At 68.6% G+C, this 19,578-nt stretch carries 19 protein-coding genes and 2 tRNA genes; 19 read left to right on the top strand and 2 right to left on the bottom strand.

Going from position 1 to position 19,578, the window contains the following annotated elements:
* Positions 1 to 89 precede the first annotated feature (89 nt).
* The 14 genes from dnaA (at position 90) to U874_RS15915 (ending at position 15,232) form a co-directional block, all read left to right on the top strand.
* Positions 90 to 1,490 (top strand): chromosomal replication initiator protein DnaA, encoded by a 1,401-nt coding sequence (dnaA, locus tag U874_RS0104625; protein WP_051582800.1) that lies wholly within the window; start codon positions 90 to 92, stop codon positions 1,488 to 1,490.
* A gap of 386 nt (positions 1,491 to 1,876) precedes the next feature.
* Positions 1,877 to 3,019, top strand: a complete 1,143-nt coding sequence (dnaN, locus tag U874_RS0104620; protein WP_025133376.1) for a DNA polymerase III subunit beta — start codon at positions 1,877 to 1,879, stop codon at positions 3,017 to 3,019.
* Positions 3,020 to 3,031: 12 nt separating this feature from the next.
* A complete protein-coding gene (gene recF / locus U874_RS0104615) occupies positions 3,032 to 4,399 on the top strand; it encodes a DNA replication/repair protein RecF (RefSeq protein ID WP_025133375.1) in 1,368 nt (455 codons plus the stop codon).
* Positions 4,396 to 4,887 (top strand): DUF721 domain-containing protein, encoded by a 492-nt coding sequence (locus U874_RS0104610; RefSeq protein ID WP_025133374.1) that lies wholly within the window; start codon positions 4,396 to 4,398, stop codon positions 4,885 to 4,887. Before recF ends, U874_RS0104610 begins: the two co-directional genes overlap by 4 nt.
* 149 nt (positions 4,888 to 5,036) lie before the next feature.
* Positions 5,037 to 7,031 (top strand): DNA topoisomerase (ATP-hydrolyzing) subunit B, encoded by a 1,995-nt coding sequence (gene gyrB / locus U874_RS0104605; RefSeq protein ID WP_025133373.1) that lies wholly within the window; start codon positions 5,037 to 5,039, stop codon positions 7,029 to 7,031.
* On the top strand, positions 7,021 to 9,594 hold the full coding sequence (gene gyrA / locus U874_RS0104600; protein WP_025133372.1) for a DNA gyrase subunit A: 2,574 nt from the start codon (positions 7,021 to 7,023) through the stop codon (positions 9,592 to 9,594). The genes gyrB and gyrA overlap by 11 nt, the downstream gene beginning before the upstream one ends.
* Positions 9,587 to 9,994: a DUF3566 domain-containing protein gene (locus U874_RS0104595; protein WP_025133371.1), complete on the top strand. Its 408-nt coding sequence runs from the start codon at positions 9,587 to 9,589 to the stop codon at positions 9,992 to 9,994. Before gyrA ends, U874_RS0104595 begins: the two co-directional genes overlap by 8 nt.
* Positions 9,995 to 10,232: 238 nt before the next feature.
* Positions 10,233 to 10,306: transfer RNA gene (locus tag U874_RS0104590), tRNA-Ile, on the top strand.
* A 29-nt stretch (positions 10,307 to 10,335) separates the two neighbouring features.
* Positions 10,336 to 10,411, top strand: a tRNA-Ala gene (locus tag U874_RS0104585).
* 262 nt (positions 10,412 to 10,673) lie between these two features.
* Positions 10,674 to 11,891, top strand: coding sequence for a histidine kinase (locus tag U874_RS14150; protein ID WP_025133370.1), 1,218 nt, complete (start codon positions 10,674 to 10,676; stop codon positions 11,889 to 11,891).
* The gene (locus U874_RS0104575; RefSeq protein ID WP_025133369.1) at positions 11,879 to 12,577 is read left to right on the top strand and encodes a response regulator transcription factor; all 699 of its coding nucleotides are present in this window, start codon (positions 11,879 to 11,881) and stop codon (positions 12,575 to 12,577) included. Before U874_RS14150 ends, U874_RS0104575 begins: the two co-directional genes overlap by 13 nt.
* Positions 12,574 to 13,479, top strand: a complete 906-nt coding sequence (locus U874_RS0104570; protein WP_025133368.1) for a DUF4097 family beta strand repeat protein — start codon at positions 12,574 to 12,576, stop codon at positions 13,477 to 13,479. The genes U874_RS0104575 and U874_RS0104570 overlap by 4 nt, the downstream gene beginning before the upstream one ends.
* Before the next feature lie 9 nt (positions 13,480 to 13,488).
* Positions 13,489 to 14,550 carry an alpha/beta hydrolase gene (locus tag U874_RS0104565; protein ID WP_025133367.1) on the top strand — a complete coding sequence of 354 codons (1,062 nt, stop codon included), beginning with the start codon at positions 13,489 to 13,491 and terminating at the stop codon, positions 14,548 to 14,550.
* Between the two features lie 10 nt (positions 14,551 to 14,560).
* Positions 14,561 to 15,232, top strand: a complete 672-nt coding sequence (locus U874_RS15915) for an NUDIX hydrolase (protein WP_025133366.1) — start codon at positions 14,561 to 14,563, stop codon at positions 15,230 to 15,232.
* A gap of 64 nt (positions 15,233 to 15,296) precedes the next feature.
* Here U874_RS15915 and U874_RS0104555 read toward each other — a convergent pair whose 3' ends face one another.
* Positions 15,297 to 15,797, bottom strand: coding sequence for a hypothetical protein (locus U874_RS0104555; protein WP_025133365.1), 501 nt, complete (start codon positions 15,795 to 15,797; stop codon positions 15,297 to 15,299).
* 178 nt (positions 15,798 to 15,975) lie between these two features.
* On the opposite strand from U874_RS0104555, the gene U874_RS0104550 reads away from it, so the two are divergent.
* Together U874_RS0104550 and U874_RS0104545 are read left to right on the top strand one after the other, a co-directional pair.
* Positions 15,976 to 16,485 (top strand): peptidylprolyl isomerase, encoded by a 510-nt coding sequence (locus U874_RS0104550; RefSeq protein WP_025133364.1) that lies wholly within the window; start codon positions 15,976 to 15,978, stop codon positions 16,483 to 16,485.
* A gap of 8 nt (positions 16,486 to 16,493) precedes the next feature.
* Positions 16,494 to 17,435, top strand: a complete 942-nt coding sequence (locus tag U874_RS0104545; RefSeq protein WP_025133363.1) for a rhomboid family intramembrane serine protease — start codon at positions 16,494 to 16,496, stop codon at positions 17,433 to 17,435.
* 166 nt (positions 17,436 to 17,601) lie between these two features.
* Here the strand turns inward: U874_RS0104545 and U874_RS0104540 are convergent, their stop codons facing one another.
* A complete protein-coding gene (locus tag U874_RS0104540; protein ID WP_025133362.1) occupies positions 17,602 to 17,877 on the bottom strand; it encodes a cell division protein CrgA in 276 nt (91 codons plus the stop codon).
* 59 nt (positions 17,878 to 17,936) lie between these two features.
* Between U874_RS0104540 and U874_RS0104535 the strand changes: the two genes are divergently transcribed.
* From U874_RS0104535 to U874_RS0104525, 3 genes are read left to right on the top strand one after another with little or no spacing between them, the layout of a single operon-like run.
* Positions 17,937 to 18,695 (top strand): class E sortase, encoded by a 759-nt coding sequence (locus U874_RS0104535; protein ID WP_025133361.1) that lies wholly within the window; start codon positions 17,937 to 17,939, stop codon positions 18,693 to 18,695.
* Positions 18,695 to 18,853 carry a hypothetical protein gene (locus U874_RS15645; protein WP_198525813.1) on the top strand — a complete coding sequence of 53 codons (159 nt, stop codon included), beginning with the start codon at positions 18,695 to 18,697 and terminating at the stop codon, positions 18,851 to 18,853. The genes U874_RS0104535 and U874_RS15645 overlap by 1 nt, the downstream gene beginning before the upstream one ends.
* Entirely contained in the window at positions 18,850 to 19,488 is a 639-nt protein-coding gene (locus U874_RS0104525) for an aminodeoxychorismate/anthranilate synthase component II (protein ID WP_025133360.1), read from the top strand. The genes U874_RS15645 and U874_RS0104525 overlap by 4 nt, the downstream gene beginning before the upstream one ends.
* The last annotated feature ends 90 nt before the right edge of the window (positions 19,489 to 19,578 follow it).

Below are 19,578 nucleotides of genomic sequence, written 5' to 3'. Positions count from 1 at the left end.
ATCGTTCACCCACCACTACGAACGAGCCGGGTAATTGCGTGACTGAGGACGAAGTACAAGAGGTTTGGGATCGCGTCACCCAGGCCGTGATGGCCGACCCCGCGGTCGGCCCCGCCGTCGGCGCGCAGCTCGCCCTGGCCCTGCCCCGCGGAATCGCGGCCGGCACGCTCTACCTCGCGGTGCAGCTCGAGTTCACGCTGAAGCTGCTCGAGAACCGCCTCCGCCCCGCCATCATGTCGGCGATCTCCGCGATCCCCGAGGCCCAGGAGATCCAGAACTTCGTGGTGATCGTCGATGAGGACGCGCACCCCTCGCTCGATCCGGATCCCGTGCCCGAGCCCGCCGCGCAGCCCGCGGCACCCACCGCACCCGCCGGCTTCGACGAGCCCGCGACGCGCCCGGAGCCCACGCGGCCCGTCCACGAGCCCCGCGGTCGCCACGGCGGCGACGACCCCGGCGACAGCCGGCTCAACGAGAAGTACCGCTTCGACAGCTTCGTCATCGGTCAGTCGAACCGATTCGCCCACGCCGCCGCCGTCGCGGTGGCTGAAGCCCCCGCCCGCGCGTACAACCCGCTCTTCATCTACGGCGACTCGGGCCTCGGCAAGACGCACCTGCTCCACGCGATCGGCCACTACGCCCGGGAGCTGTTCCCCGAGGTGCGCGTGCGCTACGTGAGCTCCGAGGACTTCACCAACGACTTCATCAACTCGATCGCGAACAACCAGGGCGCCGCGTTCCACGCCCGGTACCGGAGCGTCGACATCCTTCTCGTGGACGACATCCAGTTCCTCGAGGACAAGGTGGAGACCCAGGAGGCGTTCTTCCACACCTTCAACACGCTCCACGATCACAACAAGCAGGTGGTCATCACGAGCGATGTGCAGCCCAAGCAGCTGCGCGGCTTCGAGGAGCGGATGCTGTCCCGCTTCGAGTGGGGCCTCCTCACGGATATCCAGGCGCCCGACCTCGAGACCCGCATCGCGATCCTGCGGAAGAAGGCTCAGCGCGAGAACCTCGAGATCGATCACGCGATCCTCGAGTTCATCGCGAGCAAGTTCTCCTCCAACATCCGCGAGCTGGAGGGCACGCTCATCCGCGTGACCGCGTACGCGAGCCTCAACCAGCAGCGCATCGACATGGCCCTCGTGCACACCGTGCTGAAGGACCTCATCACGCTCGATGCCGACAACGAGGTGCAGCCCTCGGACATCATCAGTCGCACGGCCGAGTACTTCGACCTCTCGGTCGACGATCTCTACGGTCCGACCCGCGCTCAGCAGATCGCCACCGCGCGGCAGATCGCGATGTACCTGTGCCGCGAGCTGACCCCGCTCTCGCTGCCCAAAATCGGGCAGCTCTTCGGCGGCCGCGATCACACCACCGTGATGTACGCGCACAAGAAGATCTCGCAGCTGATCGCCGAGCGACGGTCCATCTACAACCAGGTGACCGAGCTCACGACGCGCATCAAACAGGGCACCCGGTAGGGCGAGTTATCCACAGTTGTGATGAGCCCTGTGGATAGCTGGGGAGAACTCGGGCGTGTCTGTGGAGGGATTCCACAGGCCTGTGAGTGGGACTCCGTCTGACAACTTTCCTGTCACTGCAACGAATGTGATCTATCCCGAGGCTGCCAACAAGTGACATTCGTGTAGTTCGCAACGGGCGACAGGGAAGTCCGGAGTTATCCACACAATCCACAGCCGTTAACACTGTTAACAATTTCTCTTATTTTTTGTCACAAACTCGATCACGCGATCGAGCGGGGCTCGAATAGGTGTGACACGCCTCTCGGATGCCACTCCCGCTGGAGTGTGCAAAGATTGTGAGGCCCATCGAACCAGCCACGCTCACGGGCGGAAGGAGCAGCCATATGCGATTCACCGTTAACCGTGATGTCTTCAGCGAGGCCGTATCGTTCGCGGTAAAGCTGCTCCCGCAGCGTCCCACGCAGCCGCTGCTCAGCGGAGCCCTCATCGAAGCAGAGGGCGAAAGCCTCACGGTGTCGTCGTTCGACTACGAGGTCTCCGCCCGTACGAGCGTGCTCGCGCAGGTTTCTGAGGCGGGTCGTGCGCTCGTTTCAGGTCGACTGCTGAGCGAGATCGCACAGCGGCTGCCGCACGCGGACGTCGAGGTGTCGCTCCTTGAAAGCCGTGTCGAGGTGCGCTGCGGCTCTGCATCCTTCAGCCTCCCCGCGATGCCGGTCGAGGAGTACCCCCAGATTCCCCGCGTCGATGCGGTGTCCGGCGCGGTTCCCGCTGACGTGTTCGCTGATGCGATCGCGCAGGTCTCGCTCGCCGCGTCGAAGGACGATGTCACCCCCGTGATCACGGGCGTGCAGTTCGAGATCAACGAGAACTCGCTCACGCTCACGGCGACCGACCGCTACCGCGTAGCAACTCGCGGCATCGATTGGGAGCACGCCGGCGATCAGGACGCGCTCAGCGCGCTAGTGCCCTCGAAGATCGTCACCGAGGTGGGTAAGACCTTCTCCGGCGACGGCCAGGTCAACGTTTCCATCATCAAGGATGGCGAGCGCGAGCTCATCGCGTTCACGGGCGGCTCGAAGACGGTCACCTCGCTCCTCATCAAGGGCAACTACCCGCCGGTTGGGCGACTGTTCCCCGAGAGCGTGGACAACTACGCAGTGGTGAACACGGCCGAGCTCGTCGAGGCCGTGGGCCGAGTGGGACTCGTGCTCGAGCGGGAGGCCGCGCTGCGGTTCTCCTTCGCTGAGGGCACCGTGACCCTCGAAGCCGCGGGAACGGAATCCGCTCAGGCGGTCGAGACCGTCGACGCGCACCTCGTCGGCGATGAGATGGTCGTGTCGCTTAAGCCTCAGTTCCTCCTGGACGGCCTCCGCTCCACGCACTCCGAGTACGCGCGCATCGCATTCACGCGTACGGACAACCCGGGCAAGCCCGGGCCCGTGCTCATCACGAGCCAGCGCAGCAAGGATGACGCTGACGAGGAGAGCTTCAAGTACCTGCTGCAGCCCAACCTGCTGCTCCGCTAGGGGAGGGGAGCGATGCGGGTCGCGCACCTCTCGCTCGGAGATTTCCGCAACTATCGCATGGCCGAGCTTCCGCTGGCCGCCGGCCCGAACCTGATCGTCGGGCGGAACGGCCAGGGGAAGACGAACCTCGTCGAGGCGATCGGCTACTTCGCTGCGCTGCGATCGCACCGGGTCACGGGCGATGCCGCACTCATCCGCGCCGGGGCGGATGCCGCTATCGCGCGGCTCCGCGTCATCGCCGCTGAACGCGAAGTGCTCCTCGAGCTGCAGATCAATCGCGATCGCCCGAACCGCGCCCAGGTCAATCGCAATCCTGCGCGCCCCCGCGAGGTGATGCGCTGGTTTGCGGCGGTGCTGTTCGCGCCGGAGGACCTCACAATCGTTCGTGGAGAGCCATCCTTACGTCGGCGCTTTCTCGACGACGCACTCGTTTTGCGTCACCCGGTGGCCGCGGGCGCCCTCTCGGACTACGAGCGGGTGGTGCGGCAGCGCACCGCGCTCCTCAAATCTTCGCGAGGCTCGTCCGGGCCACCGACCGCCGCACTGCAGGTCTGGGACGACCAGCTCGTTGAGTTCGGATCGCAGATCATGTTGGCGCGTCGCGAACTGGTTCGCGACCTTCAGCCGATTCTGCGCGATGCGTACGCGACGCTTGTCGAGCAGGACCACGCGCCGGAGCTCGGCCTGGCCGAGTCGGTCGCCGAGGCACTTCGCGCGGGCGACGTTTCACGTGAAACACCGGCGCCGTCCCTCGCCGAACTCGCGAGCGTTTCACGTGAAACACTGGCCGCCGAGATGCGGGAGGCCCTGGAGCGGGTGCGCCGCCGCGAGGTCGAGCGGGGAGTGACGCTCGTAGGTCCGCACCGGGACGACCTCGTACTTTCCCTCAATGGGCTTCCCGTGAAGGGCTACGCGAGCCACGGCGAGTCATGGTCCTTCGCGCTGTCGTTAAAGCTCGCACTCGCCGGCCTGCTCCGCGACGAGTCGCCGGCTGGCGATCCCGTGATCATCCTCGACGACGTGTTCGCCGAACTCGATTCTCGTCGCCGAGAGCGCCTCATGGGCGCCGTCGAGTCATATGAGCAAGTTATTGTGACGGCCGCGGTCGAGGGGGACGTTCCTGACGAGCTGTCCTGGCATCGGGTGGAGATCCGCGCGGGCGAGATTCTTGACGCAGGGGAGGGGAGCCGCGAGGCCGCTGCGCCCGAGGACTCCACTCCGGACTCCGCCGCAGACTCTGTTGCCGCAGACTCCGTTGCCAGGGTGCCCGACGCGGCGGCGCAGGACGCGGCGGCGGGTGACATCACTGCGGGTGACATCACTGCGGGTGGCCCTGTTGCGGGCGACACCGCCACGCGCGACACGGAGGAAACGCCGTGAGCGAGGGAGCCGGCGAGCTCGGCTTCGCGAGCGAGGCGTATCTCCGCGCCAAATCGCTCTGGCGGGGGAAGCCCGTGCGGCGTCGGCGGCGGGTGGGTGCCGACGGCCCCGGGGGCGAGGCCTTCGGCTTCGGCCGCGATCCCCGTGCGCTCAGCGACGTGCTCTCGACGATGGCGGGCGATATGGGCTGGAGTGTCGAACTCGAGCAGGCGCGCATCATCGCGGAGTGGGCCGAGTTTGCCGGGGGAGCGACCGCGGAGCACACGACCGTGCTCGGGATCAGCCACGGCGTGCTGCAGATCCAGTGCGACTCGACCACCTGGGCGACGGAGCTGCGCCGGCTTCGCGCCGAGATGCTGACTCGGCTGCTCCGGGAGTACCCCGATGCCGAGATTCGTGACATTCGATTCCTCGCACCGGGGGCACCGAGCTGGCGCCACGGCCCGCGCACGGTTCCGGGCCGAGGACCCCGCGACACCTACGGGTAGGGAGATTCCGCGGGGGAGGACCCCGAACTTCACATGCGCCGCACAGGCCCGCAATCCGGCCTGCGACGGCGCATTCTTGATAGACTGGTGTGCGGAAGTATCCGGGGTGAAATTACGCTCTGAGACGCCCAGAAAAGGATCATTCACGCATGAGTTCAGAACAGGCCGCGGCCGCGGAAGACTACGGCGCCGGCGCCATTCAGGTGCTCGAAGGCCTTGAAGCAGTGCGCAAGCGTCCGGGCATGTACATCGGTTCGACCGGCCCCCGTGGCCTCCACCACCTGGTGTACGAGATCGTCGACAACTCCGTGGATGAGGCGCTCGCCGGCTACTGCGACACGATCGCGGTGACCATCCTTCCCGATGGCGCGGTCCGCGTCGTCGACAACGGGCGCGGCATCCCCGTGGATCCGCACCCCACCGAGGGTCGCTCCACGGTCGAGGTGGTCCTCACGGTCCTCCACGCCGGCGGCAAGTTCGGTGGCGGTGGCTACGCGGTGTCCGGTGGCCTGCACGGCGTCGGCTCCTCGGTCGTGAACGCGCTCTCGACGCGCTTCGAGGTCGCCGTGAAGCGACAGGGTTTCACGTGGAACATGTCGTTCACCGGCAGTGTCCCGGACGCCCCGCTCGCGCAGGGGGAGCCCACGGACGAGACCGGCACGACGATCACGTTCTGGCCGAGCGCCGAGATCTTCGAGACCGTCGAGTTTGACTACCAGACGCTGCGCACCCGATTCCAGCAGATGGCCTTCCTCAACAAGGGCCTCAAGATCACGCTCACGGATGAGCGCCCGCAGGAGCCCGTGGAGAACGAGGCCGGCGAGCTCGTCGCTCCCGCCGCTCCGCACGATTCCTTCCTCTACGAGAAGGGCATCGAGGATTACGTCGAGCACCTGAACGCCGCCAAGCGCGCCGATCTCGTGCACGAGGACATCATCTCCTTCGACGCGGAGGATCCGGAGCGCAAGATCGCGGTCGAGATCGCGATGCAGTGGACCACCGCGTACACGGAGAGCGTCCACACCTACGCGAACACGATCAACACCCACGAGGGCGGCACCCACGAGGAGGGCTTCCGCGCTGCGCTCACCACGCTGGTGAACCGCTACGCGCGAGAGAAGAACATCCTTCGCGAGAAGGATGACAACCTTTCGGGCGACGACGTGCGCGAGGGCCTCACCGCCGTCATCTCCGTGAAGCTGGGGGAGCCCCAGTTCGAGGGGCAGACGAAGACCAAGCTCGGCAACACCGAGGCGAAGGCGTTCGTGCAGAAGGTCGTGGGCGATCAGCTCGGCGACTGGCTCGAGCGCAACCCCGGTCCCGCCAAGGACATCATCCGCAAGGCGATCCAGGCCGCGACCGCTCGGATCGCGGCCCGCAAGGCCCGTGAGACCGCGCGCCGCAAGAGCGTGCTCGAGTCGGGTGGCATGCCCGGCAAGCTCTCGGACTGCACGAGCAAGGATCCGACGATCTCCGAGATCTTCATCGTGGAGGGCGACTCGGCAGGCGGCTCCGCCAAGACCGGGCGCAACCCCCACACCCAGGCGATCCTCCCGCTCCGCGGCAAGATCCTGAACGTGGAGAAGGCGCGACTCGATCGGGCCCTCAACAACGCCGAGGTTCAGGCCATGATCACGGCGTTTGGCGCCGGCATCGGCGAGGAGTTCGATCCCGAGAAGGCTCGCTACCACAAGATCGTGCTCATGGCCGACGCCGATGTCGACGGCCAGCACATCACCACGCTGCTGCTCACGCTCCTGTTCCGCTACATGCGGCCGCTCATCGATCTCGGCTACGTGTACCTCGCGCAGCCGCCGCTCTACCGCATCAAGTGGGCGAACGCGGATCACGAGTACGTCTACAGCGATGCGGAGCGCGACGCGCAGCTCGCCGCCGGCGCGGAGAACGGCAAGCGCCTCATGAAGGAGAGCGGCGTGCAGCGCTACAAGGGCCTCGGCGAGATGAACCACGAAGAGCTGTGGGAGACCACCATGAACCCGGAGACCCGCACCCTGCTGCAGGTCACCATGGAGGACGCGGCGACCGCCGACGAGATCTTCGCCACCCTGATGGGCGAGGACGTCGAGGCGCGCCGCACCTTCATCCAGCAGAACGCGAAGGATGTGCGCTTCCTTGACATCTGAGAACCAGACCCCGGAGGTCGACCCCGTGACCGACGAGACCCAGCCGGGAGAGCAGGCCGTGCACGGCCGTATCGACCAGGTCGACCTGCAGCTCGAGATGCAGCGCTCCTACCTCGACTACGCCATGAGCGTCATCGTGGGTCGAGCCCTTCCCGACGTGCGCGACGGCCTGAAGCCCGTGCACCGCCGCGTAATCTACACGATGTACGACGGAGGCTACCGCCCGGACAAGGCCTTCTCGAAGTGCACCCGTGTCATCGGTGACGTGATGGGCCAGTTCCACCCGCACGGCGACGGTGCGGTCTACGACTCGCTCGTGCGCCTCGTGCAGCCGTGGTCGCTGCGCTACCCGCTCGCGCTCGGCCAGGGCAACTTCGGTTCGCCCGGCAACGACGGAGCCGCGGCGCACCGATACACCGAGACCAAGATGTCCCCGCTAGCCATGGAGATGGTGCGCGACATCGACGAGGAAACCGTCGATTTCCAGGACAACTACGATGGGCGCACGCAGGAGCCCACCGTGCTCACGAGCCGGTTCCCGAACCTGCTCGTCAACGGCTCCGTGGGCATCGCCGTCGGCATGGCCACGAACATCCCGCCGCACAACCTCCGCGAGGTTTCCGAGGGCGCCATCTGGCACCTCGAGCACCCCGAGGCGAGCCGCGAGGAGCTGCTCGAGGCGCTCATGGAGCGCGTGCACGGCCCCGATTTCCCGACGGGCGCCCAGATCCTCGGTACCAAGGGGATCCGCGAGGCGTACCGCACGGGTCGCGGCTCCATCACGATGCGCGCCGTGGTGAACATCGAGGAGATCCAGGGCCGCACGTGCCTCGTGGTCACCGAGCTCCCGTACCAGGTGAACCCGGACAACCTCGCGGTGAAGATCGCGGACCTCGTGAAGGAAAACAAGGTCCAGGGCATCGCCGACATTCGCGACGAGACGAGCGGCCGTACGGGCCAGCGCCTCGTGATCGTGCTGAAGCGCGATGCGATCCCGAAGGTCGTGCTGAACAACCTGTACAAGCACACGCAGCTGCAGGAGAACTTCGGCGCGAACATGCTCGCGATCGTCGACGGCGTGCCGCGCACCCTGTCGCTCGACGGCTTCATCGTCTCCTGGGCGAAGCACCAGGTCGAGGTCATCGTCCGCCGTACCGAGTACCGGCTGCGGAAGGCCGAGGCCGAAGCGCACATCCAGCGCGGCTACCTCAAGGCGCTCGACGCGCTCGACGAGGTCATCGCCCTGATCCGCCGCTCGCCGACCGTGGATGAGGCTCGTGAGGGCCTCATGCAGCTCCTCGACGTCGACCAGATCCAGGCCGACGCGATCCTCGGACTCCAGCTGCGCCGCCTCGCGGCCATGGAGCGCCAGAAGATCCTCGACCTCGCGGCGAAGCTCGAGGCGCAGATCAAGGAGTACCAGGGCATCCTGGCATCGCCGGCCGAGCAGCGCAGCATCATCGTGACCGAGCTGGGGGAGCTCGTCGACAAGTACGGCGACGAGCGCCGCTCGACGATCCTGCACGGCTTCGACGGCGACATGTCGATGGAGGACCTCATCCCCGAAGAGGAGATGGTGGTCACCGTGACGCGCGGCGGCTACGTCAAGCGCACGCGCATCGACAACTACCGCTCGCAGCACCGCGGCGGCAAGGGCGTCAAGGGCGCGGCGCTCCGCGCCGACGACATCGTCGAGCACTTCTTCGTCACCACGACGCACCACTGGCTCCTGTTCTTCACGAACACGGGCCGCGTCTACCGGGCGAAGACGTACGAGATCCCCGAGGGCGGTCGGGATGCGAAGGGCCAGCACCTCGCAAACCTGCTCGCGCTCGCTCCCGATGAGACGGTCACGCAGATCCTCGACGTCCGCGACTTCGCGAGCGGGTACCTCGTGCTCGCGACCCGCGATGGCCTCGTCAAGAAGACCGCGCTCACGGAGTACGACACGAACCGTACGGGCGGCATCATCGCGATCAAGCTGCGCGAGGGCGACGAGCTCGTCTCGGCGCTGATCGCGGAAGCCGACGACGACGTGCTACTCGTCTCCAGGCACGGAATGTCGGTTCGATTTACGGCATCTGATCAGGCACTTCGCCCGATGGGACGCTCCACGAGCGGCGTGCGCGGCATGAACTTCCGCGAGGACGACGCACTCCTCTCGGCCTCGCGCGTGAGCGACGAGGGCGGCTTCGTCTTCGTGGTCACCGAGGGCGGGTACGCCAAGCGCACCGCGGCGAACGAGTACCGCGTGCAGCAGCGCGGCGGCTACGGCATCAAGGTCGCGAAGCTCGATGAGAACCGCGGCGATCTCGTCGGCGCGCTCATCGTCGACGAGGCGGACGAGGTGCTCGTCGTGCTCGCAAGCGGTAAGGTGGTGCGATCGAGCGTCGCGGAGGTCCCCGCAAAGGGCCGGAACACCATGGGCGTCGTGTTTGCACGATTCCCAGAGGCGGACCGTATCATTGGCATCGCGCGAAATTCAGAACGCGGGCTCGACGACGCTGAGTCCGAAGCACCGGGCGCCGAGACCGCGGAAAACGAGGAAGACCTGAATGAGTAATACTGTCGCAGACAAGCTGGCCAAGAAGACCCGCAAGAAGGCTCCTGCCAAGCAGGTTCGGCTGAAGCTCGTCTACGTCGACTTCTGGTCGGCGGTGAAGTTCTCCTTCCTCGTGTCGATCTGCTTCGCGATCGTCGGCATCGTGGCGACCATCCTGATCTACACGGTGCTGCTCCAGACCGGCGTGTTCAGCCAGGTCGACGCGCTGTTCATGGACATCGTGGGCGAGGACAACAGCCTGATGAAGATCATCGGCTTCCCGCAGGTGCTCGGCCTCTCGGTCGTGGTGGGAATCCTGAACGTGATCGTCGGCACCGCGCTCGGCGCGATCGCCTCCCTCGTCTACAACCTGCTGGTGCGCGTCCTCGGCGGCTTCCAGCTCGGTTTCACGAGCAACTAACGCGACCACGGTCGCACCGCCCGGGCACCGGCCCCGACGGGATCCACGGATCCCTCGGGGGACCGGTGCCCGTGTGCGTGCGGGGGAGACACCCTGGATGGCGGACGTGGCTGCTCCGGGACGGGGAGGCCCCGACGCGCACCGCGACCACGCGCACCGCGACGACACGCAACGCGCCCGGAACGCCGATTCGATTTCAATTTTCGTTCGGCTTCCGCTAAAGTTAGTTTCTGGTCAAGGGGCTATAGCTCAGGCGGTTAGAGCGCTTCACTGATAATGAAGAGGTCCCAGGTTCAAGTCCTGGTAGCCCCACCGATGTGCACGAGAGTGTTCATCACCACGGGTCCTTAACTCAGTTGGTAGAGTGCCTGCTTTGCAAGCAGGATGTCGGGAGTTCGATTCTCCCAGGATCCACCACAGAAATCCTCGCTTCGGCGGGGATTTTTTGCGTTCCCGGGCCCGGGAGTAGGGAAACCCCGAAACCGCTCCTCCGGTCGGCCCGGTGTTGCGGGCCCCCGCCTCCGCCTACCGTAGAAGCATGAGCAGTTCTCCGGCCGCACCGGCCACCCACTCCGCGACACCCGCGACACCCGCGGCCCCCGCATCGACCGATTCCGCGCCGCGCTGTGCGGCGCCGCGAGGCACGTCAGCGGGCGGTCACGCGCCCCGCCGGATCGCCTTGACGGTGCTGCACCTCGCCGCGCTCGGGATCGGCGGCTGGGTCGTCGTCAGCGTGCTCCTCGCACTCGGGAGCGCCGGTGTGGCCACCGCGCTCGTCTTCGGGATCGGCCTCGTCGTGCTCGTGGGCTTCGTGTACGCGCTCTTCGGCGTCGGCTGGTTCGAGATCGAGCGGGTCGCCGGCCTGTACGGGATCGAGGCTGCGCCCCTGCGGCTCGCCCCCGCGCGCGGCCCCGGCTTCGGCGGGTACCTCCGCGGAGTCTGGGCGCAGTTCTGCGACGGCCGCATGTGGCGCTCGATCGGCAGCTTCATCACCGCCACCGTGATCGGCACTTTCGTGCTCGTGCTCGCCCAGAGCGTCATCTGGGCGCTCGTCTCCGGGGTGAGCGGCCTGTTCGGGGGAGCGAGCGAGCCGGATCCGGCCTTCGGCACCCTGTTCGGGCTCTTCGGCGGGCTGAGCTCGCCGCTCGTCGCCCTCATCGTCGCTGTCCTGGGCAGCGCGGCCATCATCGGCCTGGCCCTGCTCCACCGCACGATCACCGTCGCGATCCTCCGGGCCGGGGTGCGCACGCAGCAGCTGACCCGGGACGCGCAGACCTCGGCCCGGCAGCGCGCCGGCGCCGTGCGCGCCGCTGAGGTGGAGCGCACCCGCATCGAGCGCGACCTCCACGACGGCGTGCAGCCCCGCCTCGTCTCGGTCGGGATGACGCTGGGCCTCGCCCAGCAGCAGATCGAGTCGAACCCGGAGGAGGCGAAGGCCCTCATCGCGGAGGCGCACACGTCCACGAAGGCCGCGATCACCGAACTGCGGCAGCTCGCGCGCGGGATCCACGCCTCGGTCCTCGACGACCGCGGCCTCGACGCGGCGCTCTCCGCGCTCGCCGGGCGCTCCCACATCCCGGTCGTGCTCGACGTGCGCCTCGACGGCCGCTGCAGCAGGGAGGCCGAGACCGCCGTGTACTTCGCGATCGCCGAATCCCTCACGAACGCCGCGAAGCACTCGCGAGCGAGCGAGTGCCGGGTGATCGTGCGGCTGCGCGAGGGCGGCACGCTGTGGGCGCGCGTCGAGGACAACGGCATCGGAGGCGCCCGGGTACTCCCCGGCGGCGGCCTCGACGGGATCTCCAACCGGATCCTCGCAGCGGGCGGCACCATTCGACTCGACAGCCCGCAGGGCGGTCCCACATCCCTGGAGGTGAGCGTTCCGTGCGCATCCTGATCTGCGAGGACTCCGTGCTGCTCCGCGAGGGCCTGGTGCGGCTCCTGGAGCACTCCGGCCACGAGGTGGTCGCGGCCCTCCCCACGACGGAGGGCGTCCCCGAGGCGGTGCGCGAGCGCGCGCCCGAGCTCTGCATCCTCGATGTGCGGCTCCCGCCCACCTTCACCGATGAGGGGATCCGGCTCGCCCGCGCGCTCCGCAGCGAGCACCCGCAGCTGCCCGTCCTCGTGCTCTCGCAGTACGTGGAGGAGCGCTACGCGAGCGAGCTGATCGCCGCCCAGGGCGGTGCCTTCGGCTACCTGTTGAAGGACCGCGTCGCCGACGTGGGGGAGTTCATCGACGCCGTCGCCCGGATCGCGGGCGGCGCGACCGTGCTCGATCCCGAGGTCGTCGCCCAGCTCCTCACGCGCCGGGGCCGGGACGACCGGATGTCGGCGCTCACGGAGCGCGAGCGCACCGTGCTCGCCGCGCTCGCCGAGGGCCGCTCCAATCAGGCCATCGCCGCGCTGCTCTTCCTCTCCGAGGCGAGCGTCGAAAAGCACATCACCGCCATCTTCCAGAAGCTGGGCCTCGAGCCGGACGAGTCGGGCAATCGCCGCGTCCTCGCCGCCATCGCGCACCTCGAGAGCACGGGAGCCGTGCCGCCCCAGCCCCCCACGACCCCGCAGACAGGAGCCCCCCGATGATCGATCAGCCCCAGCCCCCGAGCACCCCGACCGTCCCGACCGCCCCGAGCGGGCACACCGTGAGCGAGGCGGGGCCGGGCAGCCCCCGCCGTCGCGGAACCGGCCCGGTCGCGATCACCACCGCGATTCTCGGCGGGGTGGCCCTCCTCGCGGTGGGCGCCTCCGCGGCCTCCGGCGCCGTGGGCAGCCGAGGCGGGACGAGCGAGAGCGGCGTGCAGAGCGTCTCCGCGCGCGGGATCACGGAGCTCGACCTCGAGGTGGGTGCTGCATCGTTCACGCTCGCTTACGGCCCCGTCACGGAGGCCGAGCTCACGGTGACCGGCGCGCAGGCGGATCGCGTTGAGCTGCGCCGCGAGCGCGGCTCGCTCGTCGTCTCGAGCCCCGACCAGATCGGCGGGAGCTGCTGGTTCGGCTTCTGCCCGCCGGAGCGGCGCCTCGGATCGAGCACGATCACGCTGACCCTGCCGCAGAAGTACCGCACGCAGCTGCTCGACGCGGACATCACGCTCGCCGCGGGCGCGGTCTCCGCGGACGGCACCTTCGGCCAGCTCGACGTCGAGGTCGGCGCGGGCAAGGCGGAGGTGACGGGCGCGGCCCGGGAGCTCGACGTCAGCGTGGGCGTGGGGGAGTTCGTCGGAGATCTGCAGGGCGTGCGCACCGCCGACTTCGAGGTATCGATGGGCGGCGCGACCGCGCGGCTCCGCGGCACCGCGCCCGACGAGGTCTCCGTGCAGGCGAGCATGGGATCGGTCGATCTCACCCTCCCCGATGCCGAGTACCGGGTGACCTCCGCGGTGGAGCTCGGCGATCTGCGCAACGAGCTCCGCACCTCCTCGACGTCTCCGCACCGCATCACGGCCGAGCTCACGGCAGGCGACCTGGTTCTCCGCAACGGGTCGTAGACTACGAGCATGACCGAGTGGCGCGAGGACGTGCTCGGTGCGGGCTTCACCTGCACCGAGCTCGCCCTCGGCGCGGACGACGAGGGGCCGCTCGTCGCCACCCTCGTGCGCGCCCTCCCGGAGCCTGTCCCGCTGTGGGATCGGCTGCGCGGGAAGCGGCTGCCGCTCGCCGACGTCGATGTGCTCTACGTGCACGGCTGGTCTGACTACTTCTTCCAGACGGAGCTCGCGCGGTTCTGGACGGACCGTGGCGCGCGCTTCTACGCCCTCGACCTCCGGAAGTACGGGAGGAGCCTCCGCCCCGGGCAGACCCCCGGATACATCACCGCGCTGGGGGACTACGACGAGGAGATCGGCCAAGCCTTCGACGTGATCGCGGCCGCGGGGCCGAGCGGCGCCCCGCGCGACCTCGTGCTCTTCGGGCACTCGACGGGCGGCCTCGTGCTGAGCCTCTGGGCGGCCAGGCACCCGGATCGCGCCCACGCGCTCGTACTGAACAGCCCCTGGCTGGAGTTCCAGCTCGCCACCGCCGGCAGGCAGGCCCTCTCTCCGATCGTCAACATGACCGCGAAGGTCACGCCGAAGGACGCGGGACCGCAGGTGGACGCCGGGTTCTACATGCGCGCGCAGCGCGAGGTCGGCCCCGCCGAGGAGCTCGCGCGGCTGAACCCCGAGTGGCGGCCCGAGCGCAGCCACACGATGTCCGCCGGCTGGCTGCGGGCGATCCTCGCGGGGCACGACCGGGTGAGCAGGGGGCTCGGGATCGGGATCCCGGTCGAGGTGATGCTCTCGGCCCGCTCGGCGGTCCCGCTGCGGTGGAGCGAGGAGCTCACCCGCGCGGACACCGTGCTCGATGTGGAGGCCGTGGCCCGTGCCGCGCTGCGCCTCGGCGGCTCCGTCACGATCGACCGGATCGACGGCGGGCTGCACGATCTCTTCCTCTCCGCGTCCGGGCCGCGCGCAGAGGCGTATGCGCGCCTCGACCGCTGGCTGGTGGGGTGGCGCGCGCAGCGTTCGAGCTTCGCGGTTCCCGCGGAGCGGCACGGGGGCGCACACGGGGCGACAGGCTAGGCTCAGAGCCATGGATCTTCGAGTGGCCGCCTACGCGGTGGTAGAGCGGCGCGGGAAGATTCTGCTCACGCACTGGCGGCGCGGTCACCTCCACGGCTGGACGCTGCCGGGTGGCGGGCTCGAAGCCGGCGAGGATCCGCGGGACGCGGTCGTGCGCGAGGTGCTCGAGGAGACCGGGCTGGAGGCCCGCGTGGGGAAGCTCCTGGGTGTCGATTCCCGGGTCATGGTGCGTGAGGAGGTGCCCGAGGGCACCGATCCCGAACTGCACACCATCCGCATCGTCTACCGCGCCACGGTGAAGGACGGGCCGCTCCAGCACGAGGTCGACGGATCCTCGGACGAGGCGCGCTGGGTGCCAATCCGCGACATTGGGAAACTGCGCACCCTGTCGCTCGTGCAGACGGGGCTCCGGATGGCGGGCATCGGTCGACGACCGGCGGAGGGAACCGCGAAGGGCGGCTCGAAGGGGGCCGCGAAGCCCGCAGGCAAGCCCGCGGCGAAGACGACGAAGACCGGGAAGACCGGGAAGACGGGCAAGACGGGCGCTGCGGCGAAGAAGAACGCCGCCGCGAAGACCGGCCAGGAGCGGCCGCAGACCCGCGGTCAGGGGCGCAGCGGCCCGCGGCGGGCCTCGCTCCCGAAGTCTGGTCCCGGCCCGCAGCCTCCCGCCGCAGCCTCCTAGAAACGCCGCGGGCGCTGCACCCGGAATCCGGTCGCAGCGCCCGCGGCGTTCGTGGGGCGTCGAGCTAGTGCTCGGGGGCCACCCACAGCTCGTCGTCCGTGCGGAAGGCCTGCCAGAGCGCGTAGCCCACGCCGGCGGCCGCGGCGACACCGAGGCCGAGCGCGACGAAACCGCCCACCCGGCGCTTCTTCTTCTGCGGCGCGAGGTATCCGGCGCGCTCGCCGAATCCGCGCACCTGCGCGGCGGCGTCGCCGTTGTCGAGCTCGTCGAGCGTGCGGATGGTGCGCGCGAGGGCGTTCGCGACGATCGGGGTCGTGACGCGGCGCACGGTGTCCGCGGCGCGTCGGGCCGATGCGACGCCGCGGTCGACGGTGGGGCGTGCGGCCTCGAGTGCATCGTCGATCCGGGGCGCGAGGTGCTCGTCGCTGAGCGCCTTCGCCTGGCGGCCCGCCTGGGAGAGCACGTCTCCGGCGTGGCTCAGAACGACGCGCTGCTGATCGAGCAGCTCCTGCGCGTCACCCCGCAGGCTGCGCAGTTCGCGGCGGCGCTTGCGTGAGAGTTTCATTACGGTCCTCCTAGCTTGGCGAGGCGGGAAGCAAGGGTGCTCGCTGTCTCCACGCTACACCGATCTGCGCGCGGTGCGTCGAGTCCGCGCACGAGTGCATGAGGATTCTCAGGAGAGGCGCACAGGAACACCGGCCAGCGCTCAGTTCCTCGCGGGAGGCCCGCCTACACTAGTGCCTATGACCATTCACACTGCGGTAGCGACCATCCACACGAACCACGGCGACATCGTCGTCAACCTCTTCGGCGACCAGGCCCCGAAGACGGTGAAGAACTTCGTCGACCTCGCCGAGAAGGGCTTCTACGACGGCGTCATCTTCCACCGCATCATCCGCGACTTCATGATCCAGGGCGGCGACCCCACCGGCACCGGCACCGGCGGCCCCGGCTACACCTTCGACGACGAGATCCACCCCGAGCTCGTCTTCGACCGGAAGTACCAGCTCGCCATGGCGAACGCCGGCAAGCGTCCCGACATGACCGGCCGTCTCGCCGGCACGAACGGCTCGCAGTTCTTCATCACCACGACCGCTCCCGAGTGGCTGACGGGCAAGCACACCATCTTCGGTGAGGTCGCGGACGAGGCCTCGCAGGCCGTCGTCGAGGCGATCTCGGGCGTGCAGACCGGTGCGATGGACCGTCCCGTCGAGGACGTCGTCATCACCGGTGTCGACGTCGTCGCGGCCTAGGTCTCCACGTGGCGAGTGACGGCGCGGGGCCCTCGTACGGCGAGCGCGTCTCGTACGGGCCCGACGATGTCTGCTATCGCCACCCGCGCGTGCACAGCTTCACGCTGTGCCAGCGCTGCGGCCGCACCATCTGCCCGGAGTGCCAGGTGGTGTCGGCCGTCGGCGTGCTGTGCTCGGAGTGCGTGAAGCAGACGCAGCCGAGCACCGCGAAGCGGGCGGCGCGCGCCTCCCGGGTCACCGGGCGACGGATCGCGGCTTCGGACACCCCGGTCACCTACGGGATCATGATCGCGTGCGCGGTCGTGTTCGCGCTGCAGCTCATCAGCCACACCTTCGGCGGCGACGAGGTGACGCGCACCCTCTGGTACGCGCCCCTGTACTCGCTGCCCGACGCGGTGCTGCCCGCCGGCATGGGCTTCGAGCCGTGGCGCATGTTCACGGCGATGTTCACGCACTCGACCGGCTTCCTGTTCCACATCCTGTTCAACATGTATGCCCTGTGGCTCTTCGGCAGGAACCTCGAGCAGACGATCGGCCGCGGCGCCTACCTCGCGCTGTACCTCTTCGCGGGGGTCGGCGGATCGCTCGGCGTGATGTTCTGGGCGTACCTCGCTCCCGAGACGATCAACATCCCGACGGTCGGCGCCTCCGGCGCGATCTTCGGCGTGCTCGCCGCGACGCTCGTCGCCTACCGGGCCGCCCGGGTGAACGTCACCTCGCTCGCGGTGCTGCTCGCGATCAACTTCGGCATCGGGCTCATCCCCGGCGCCGCGATCTCGTGGCAGGCGCACCTCGGCGGCATGATCGTCGGGGCGGCGACGATGGGCGTGCTGCTCGCGACCCGCGGGCCGCGGCGCCGCGCGGCCCGGATCGGCTCGCTGGTGGGCCTCGGCGTCGTGCTCGCCGCGCTGTCGTGCGCGTACTTCGTGGTGATGCCCGCGATCTTCTGATCCCGCGGTGAACGACTGAGGCCCGGCCTCGCGCAATCGCGCGGGACCGGGCCTCAGTCATGTCCGGGTCGCCGTGGAGTTATCCACAGATTCCTCCCCAACCTGGGGACGAATTACACCGGTGTGATTAATGACAAGAATGTGTCATTCGTCAGCGTGCGAGGAGCTACTTCCACCACGGCGTCATGAGGAAGCCGACGAGCACGAGGCCGAAGCCGACGAAGATGTTGCCCTGGCCGAGCGCCGGGATGGGGAGCTGCAGGTTGCCGCTCGTGATGTAGAACAGCACGATCCAGATGAGCCCGAGCAGCATGAAGCCGAACATCACGGGCTTGAACCACACCGGGTTCGGAGCGTCCTTCCGCGCGGAGGCACGCTCCGCACGTTCGCGGTCGAGCTCACCCGACGCGCGCTTGCTTACATTCTTGCCAGCTGCTGCCATGACACCGATTCTAGCCCGATCCCGTGTGGGACTCAGGTGTGCGATCTAGAATGTTCTCCATGACCGAGACGCGACGTGCGGGCGGCCGCCGCCGCAGAGCACGGCTCAGCCCCCTGACGGTGATCGGGGAGCTCCTGCTGGTGGCCGGGCTGGGCGTGCTCGGCTACATCGTCTGGCAGCCCTGGCACACGGGCGTCACCGTCACCGCGAAGCAGGAGCAGCTGTCCGCCGCGGACTCCGAGAAGTGGCGCACGGAAGCGCAGCCGCTGCAGACCGAGGGCGTCCCCGTTCCGGCGAAGCCCGAGGCGGCCGAGGTGTTCGCCGTGCTCCACGCGCCCGCCTTCGGCACGAGCTACGCCAACCGGATCGGCGAGACGACCGACTGGTGGACCGTGCTCAACCTCGACGAGAAGGGCATCGGCCACTACGAGAACACGCAGCTGCCGGGCGAACCGGGCAACTTCGCGCTCGCGGGCCACCGATCCGGCCCGCTCATCAACTCGTTCCGCGAGGTCATGAACCTCCGGGTCGGCGACCCGCTCTTCATCGAGACGGCCGACGGCTGGTACACGTACCGCTTCCGCTCGATCGAGTACGTGCTGCCGAACGAGACGGACGTGCTGAATCCGTTCCCCCGCCTCGAGGGCATCCCGGGAACCGACCAGATCATGACCTTCACCACGTGCCATCCGAAGCTCGCCGGCAGCGACGAGCGGGCGATCGCCTACTCCGTGTTCGAGGGCTTCCAGCCCCACAGTGCTGGCCCGCCGGCCGAGCTCCTCGAACTCAACCCCGCACTGAAGGGAGCTGCGAGCTGATGTTCTCCATGCTGTGGCGATTCTTCCCCGGACCCGCGTGGCTGCGCGTGATCGTGCTCATCGTCGCGCTGGCCGCCCTGGTCTACGCGCTCATCACCTATGTCTACCCGTGGGTGGCTCTCCAGCTCCCCGAACAGGAAGTGACGGTCGGGACATGACAAGCATCCTGGTCATCGACAACTACGACAGCTTCGTCTACACGCTGAACGGCTACCTGCAGCAGCTCGGCGCCTCGACGCGGGTGATCCGCAACGACGAGCTCACCCCCGGCGAGCTCGAGCAGCTCGTCGGCGAGTTCGACGGCGTGCTCATCTCGCCCGGCCCCGGCACCCCGACCGACGCGGGCGTCTCGATCGCCATGGTCGGGATCGCGCTGCGCACGGGCATTCCGCTCCTCGGCGTCTGTCTCGGTCACCAGGCGATCGCCGAGGCGCTCGGTGCGACCGTGACGCACGCCGAGGAGCTCATGCACGGCAAGGTGTCGCGCGTGCGCCACGCCGCCGACGGCTTCTTCTCCGGCGTCCCCGAGGAGTTCGACGCGACGCGGTACCACTCGCTCGCCGTCGTGCGCGACACGGTGCCCGAGACGCTCACCATCACGGCGGAGACTGCGGGCGGCGTGATCATGGCCCTGCGCCACCGCGAGCTGCCCATCTACGGCGTCCAGTACCACCCGGAGTCGGTGCTCACGGAGGGCGGCTACCAGCAGCTCGGCAACTGGCTCACCGTCGCCGGCCTCGCGAACGCCGCGGAGATCGCGCGCTCGCTGTCGCCGCTCATGCGCGAGGCCTGAACCCCGCGCCGCGCACGGAGCGGATCCTGAGCGCGTTCTGAGCGGGCTCTGAGTGCGCTCAGCGCGACGAAACGGCCGAGGGGCCGGCAC

The sequence above is a fragment of the Leucobacter sp. PH1c genome (assembly GCF_000633415.1).
Taxonomy (GTDB): domain Bacteria; phylum Actinomycetota; class Actinomycetes; order Actinomycetales; family Microbacteriaceae; genus Leucobacter.
This window is presented reverse-complemented; position numbering and strand designations above follow the sequence as displayed.

Bases quoted from the DNA above. Each gene is read 5' to 3' on its own strand.
- U874_RS0104540 (WP_025133362.1), bottom strand. From the start codon at position 17,877: ATGGCAGCAGCTGGCAAGAATGTAAGCAAGCGCGCGTCGGGTGAGCTC.
- recF (WP_025133375.1), top strand. From the start codon at position 3,032: ATGCGGGTCGCGCACCTCTCGCTCGGAGATTTCCGCAACTATCGCATG.
- U874_RS0104565 (WP_025133367.1), top strand. From the start codon at position 13,489: ATGACCGAGTGGCGCGAGGACGTGCTCGGTGCGGGCTTCACCTGCACC.
- U874_RS0104595 (WP_025133371.1), top strand. From the start codon at position 9,587: ATGAGTAATACTGTCGCAGACAAGCTGGCCAAGAAGACCCGCAAGAAG.
- dnaN (WP_025133376.1), top strand. From the start codon at position 1,877: ATGCGATTCACCGTTAACCGTGATGTCTTCAGCGAGGCCGTATCGTTC.
- U874_RS0104535 (WP_025133361.1), top strand. From the start codon at position 17,937: ATGACCGAGACGCGACGTGCGGGCGGCCGCCGCCGCAGAGCACGGCTC.
- U874_RS0104525 (WP_025133360.1), top strand. From the start codon at position 18,850: ATGACAAGCATCCTGGTCATCGACAACTACGACAGCTTCGTCTACACG.
- U874_RS0104570 (WP_025133368.1), top strand. From the start codon at position 12,574: ATGATCGATCAGCCCCAGCCCCCGAGCACCCCGACCGTCCCGACCGCC.
- U874_RS0104555 (WP_025133365.1), bottom strand. From the start codon at position 15,797: ATGAAACTCTCACGCAAGCGCCGCCGCGAACTGCGCAGCCTGCGGGGT.
- U874_RS15915 (WP_025133366.1), top strand. From the start codon at position 14,561: ATGGATCTTCGAGTGGCCGCCTACGCGGTGGTAGAGCGGCGCGGGAAG.
- dnaA (WP_051582800.1), top strand. From the start codon at position 90: ATGGCCGACCCCGCGGTCGGCCCCGCCGTCGGCGCGCAGCTCGCCCTG.
- U874_RS15645 (WP_198525813.1), top strand. From the start codon at position 18,695: ATGTTCTCCATGCTGTGGCGATTCTTCCCCGGACCCGCGTGGCTGCGC.
- gyrB (WP_025133373.1), top strand. From the start codon at position 5,037: ATGAGTTCAGAACAGGCCGCGGCCGCGGAAGACTACGGCGCCGGCGCC.
- U874_RS0104550 (WP_025133364.1), top strand. From the start codon at position 15,976: ATGACCATTCACACTGCGGTAGCGACCATCCACACGAACCACGGCGAC.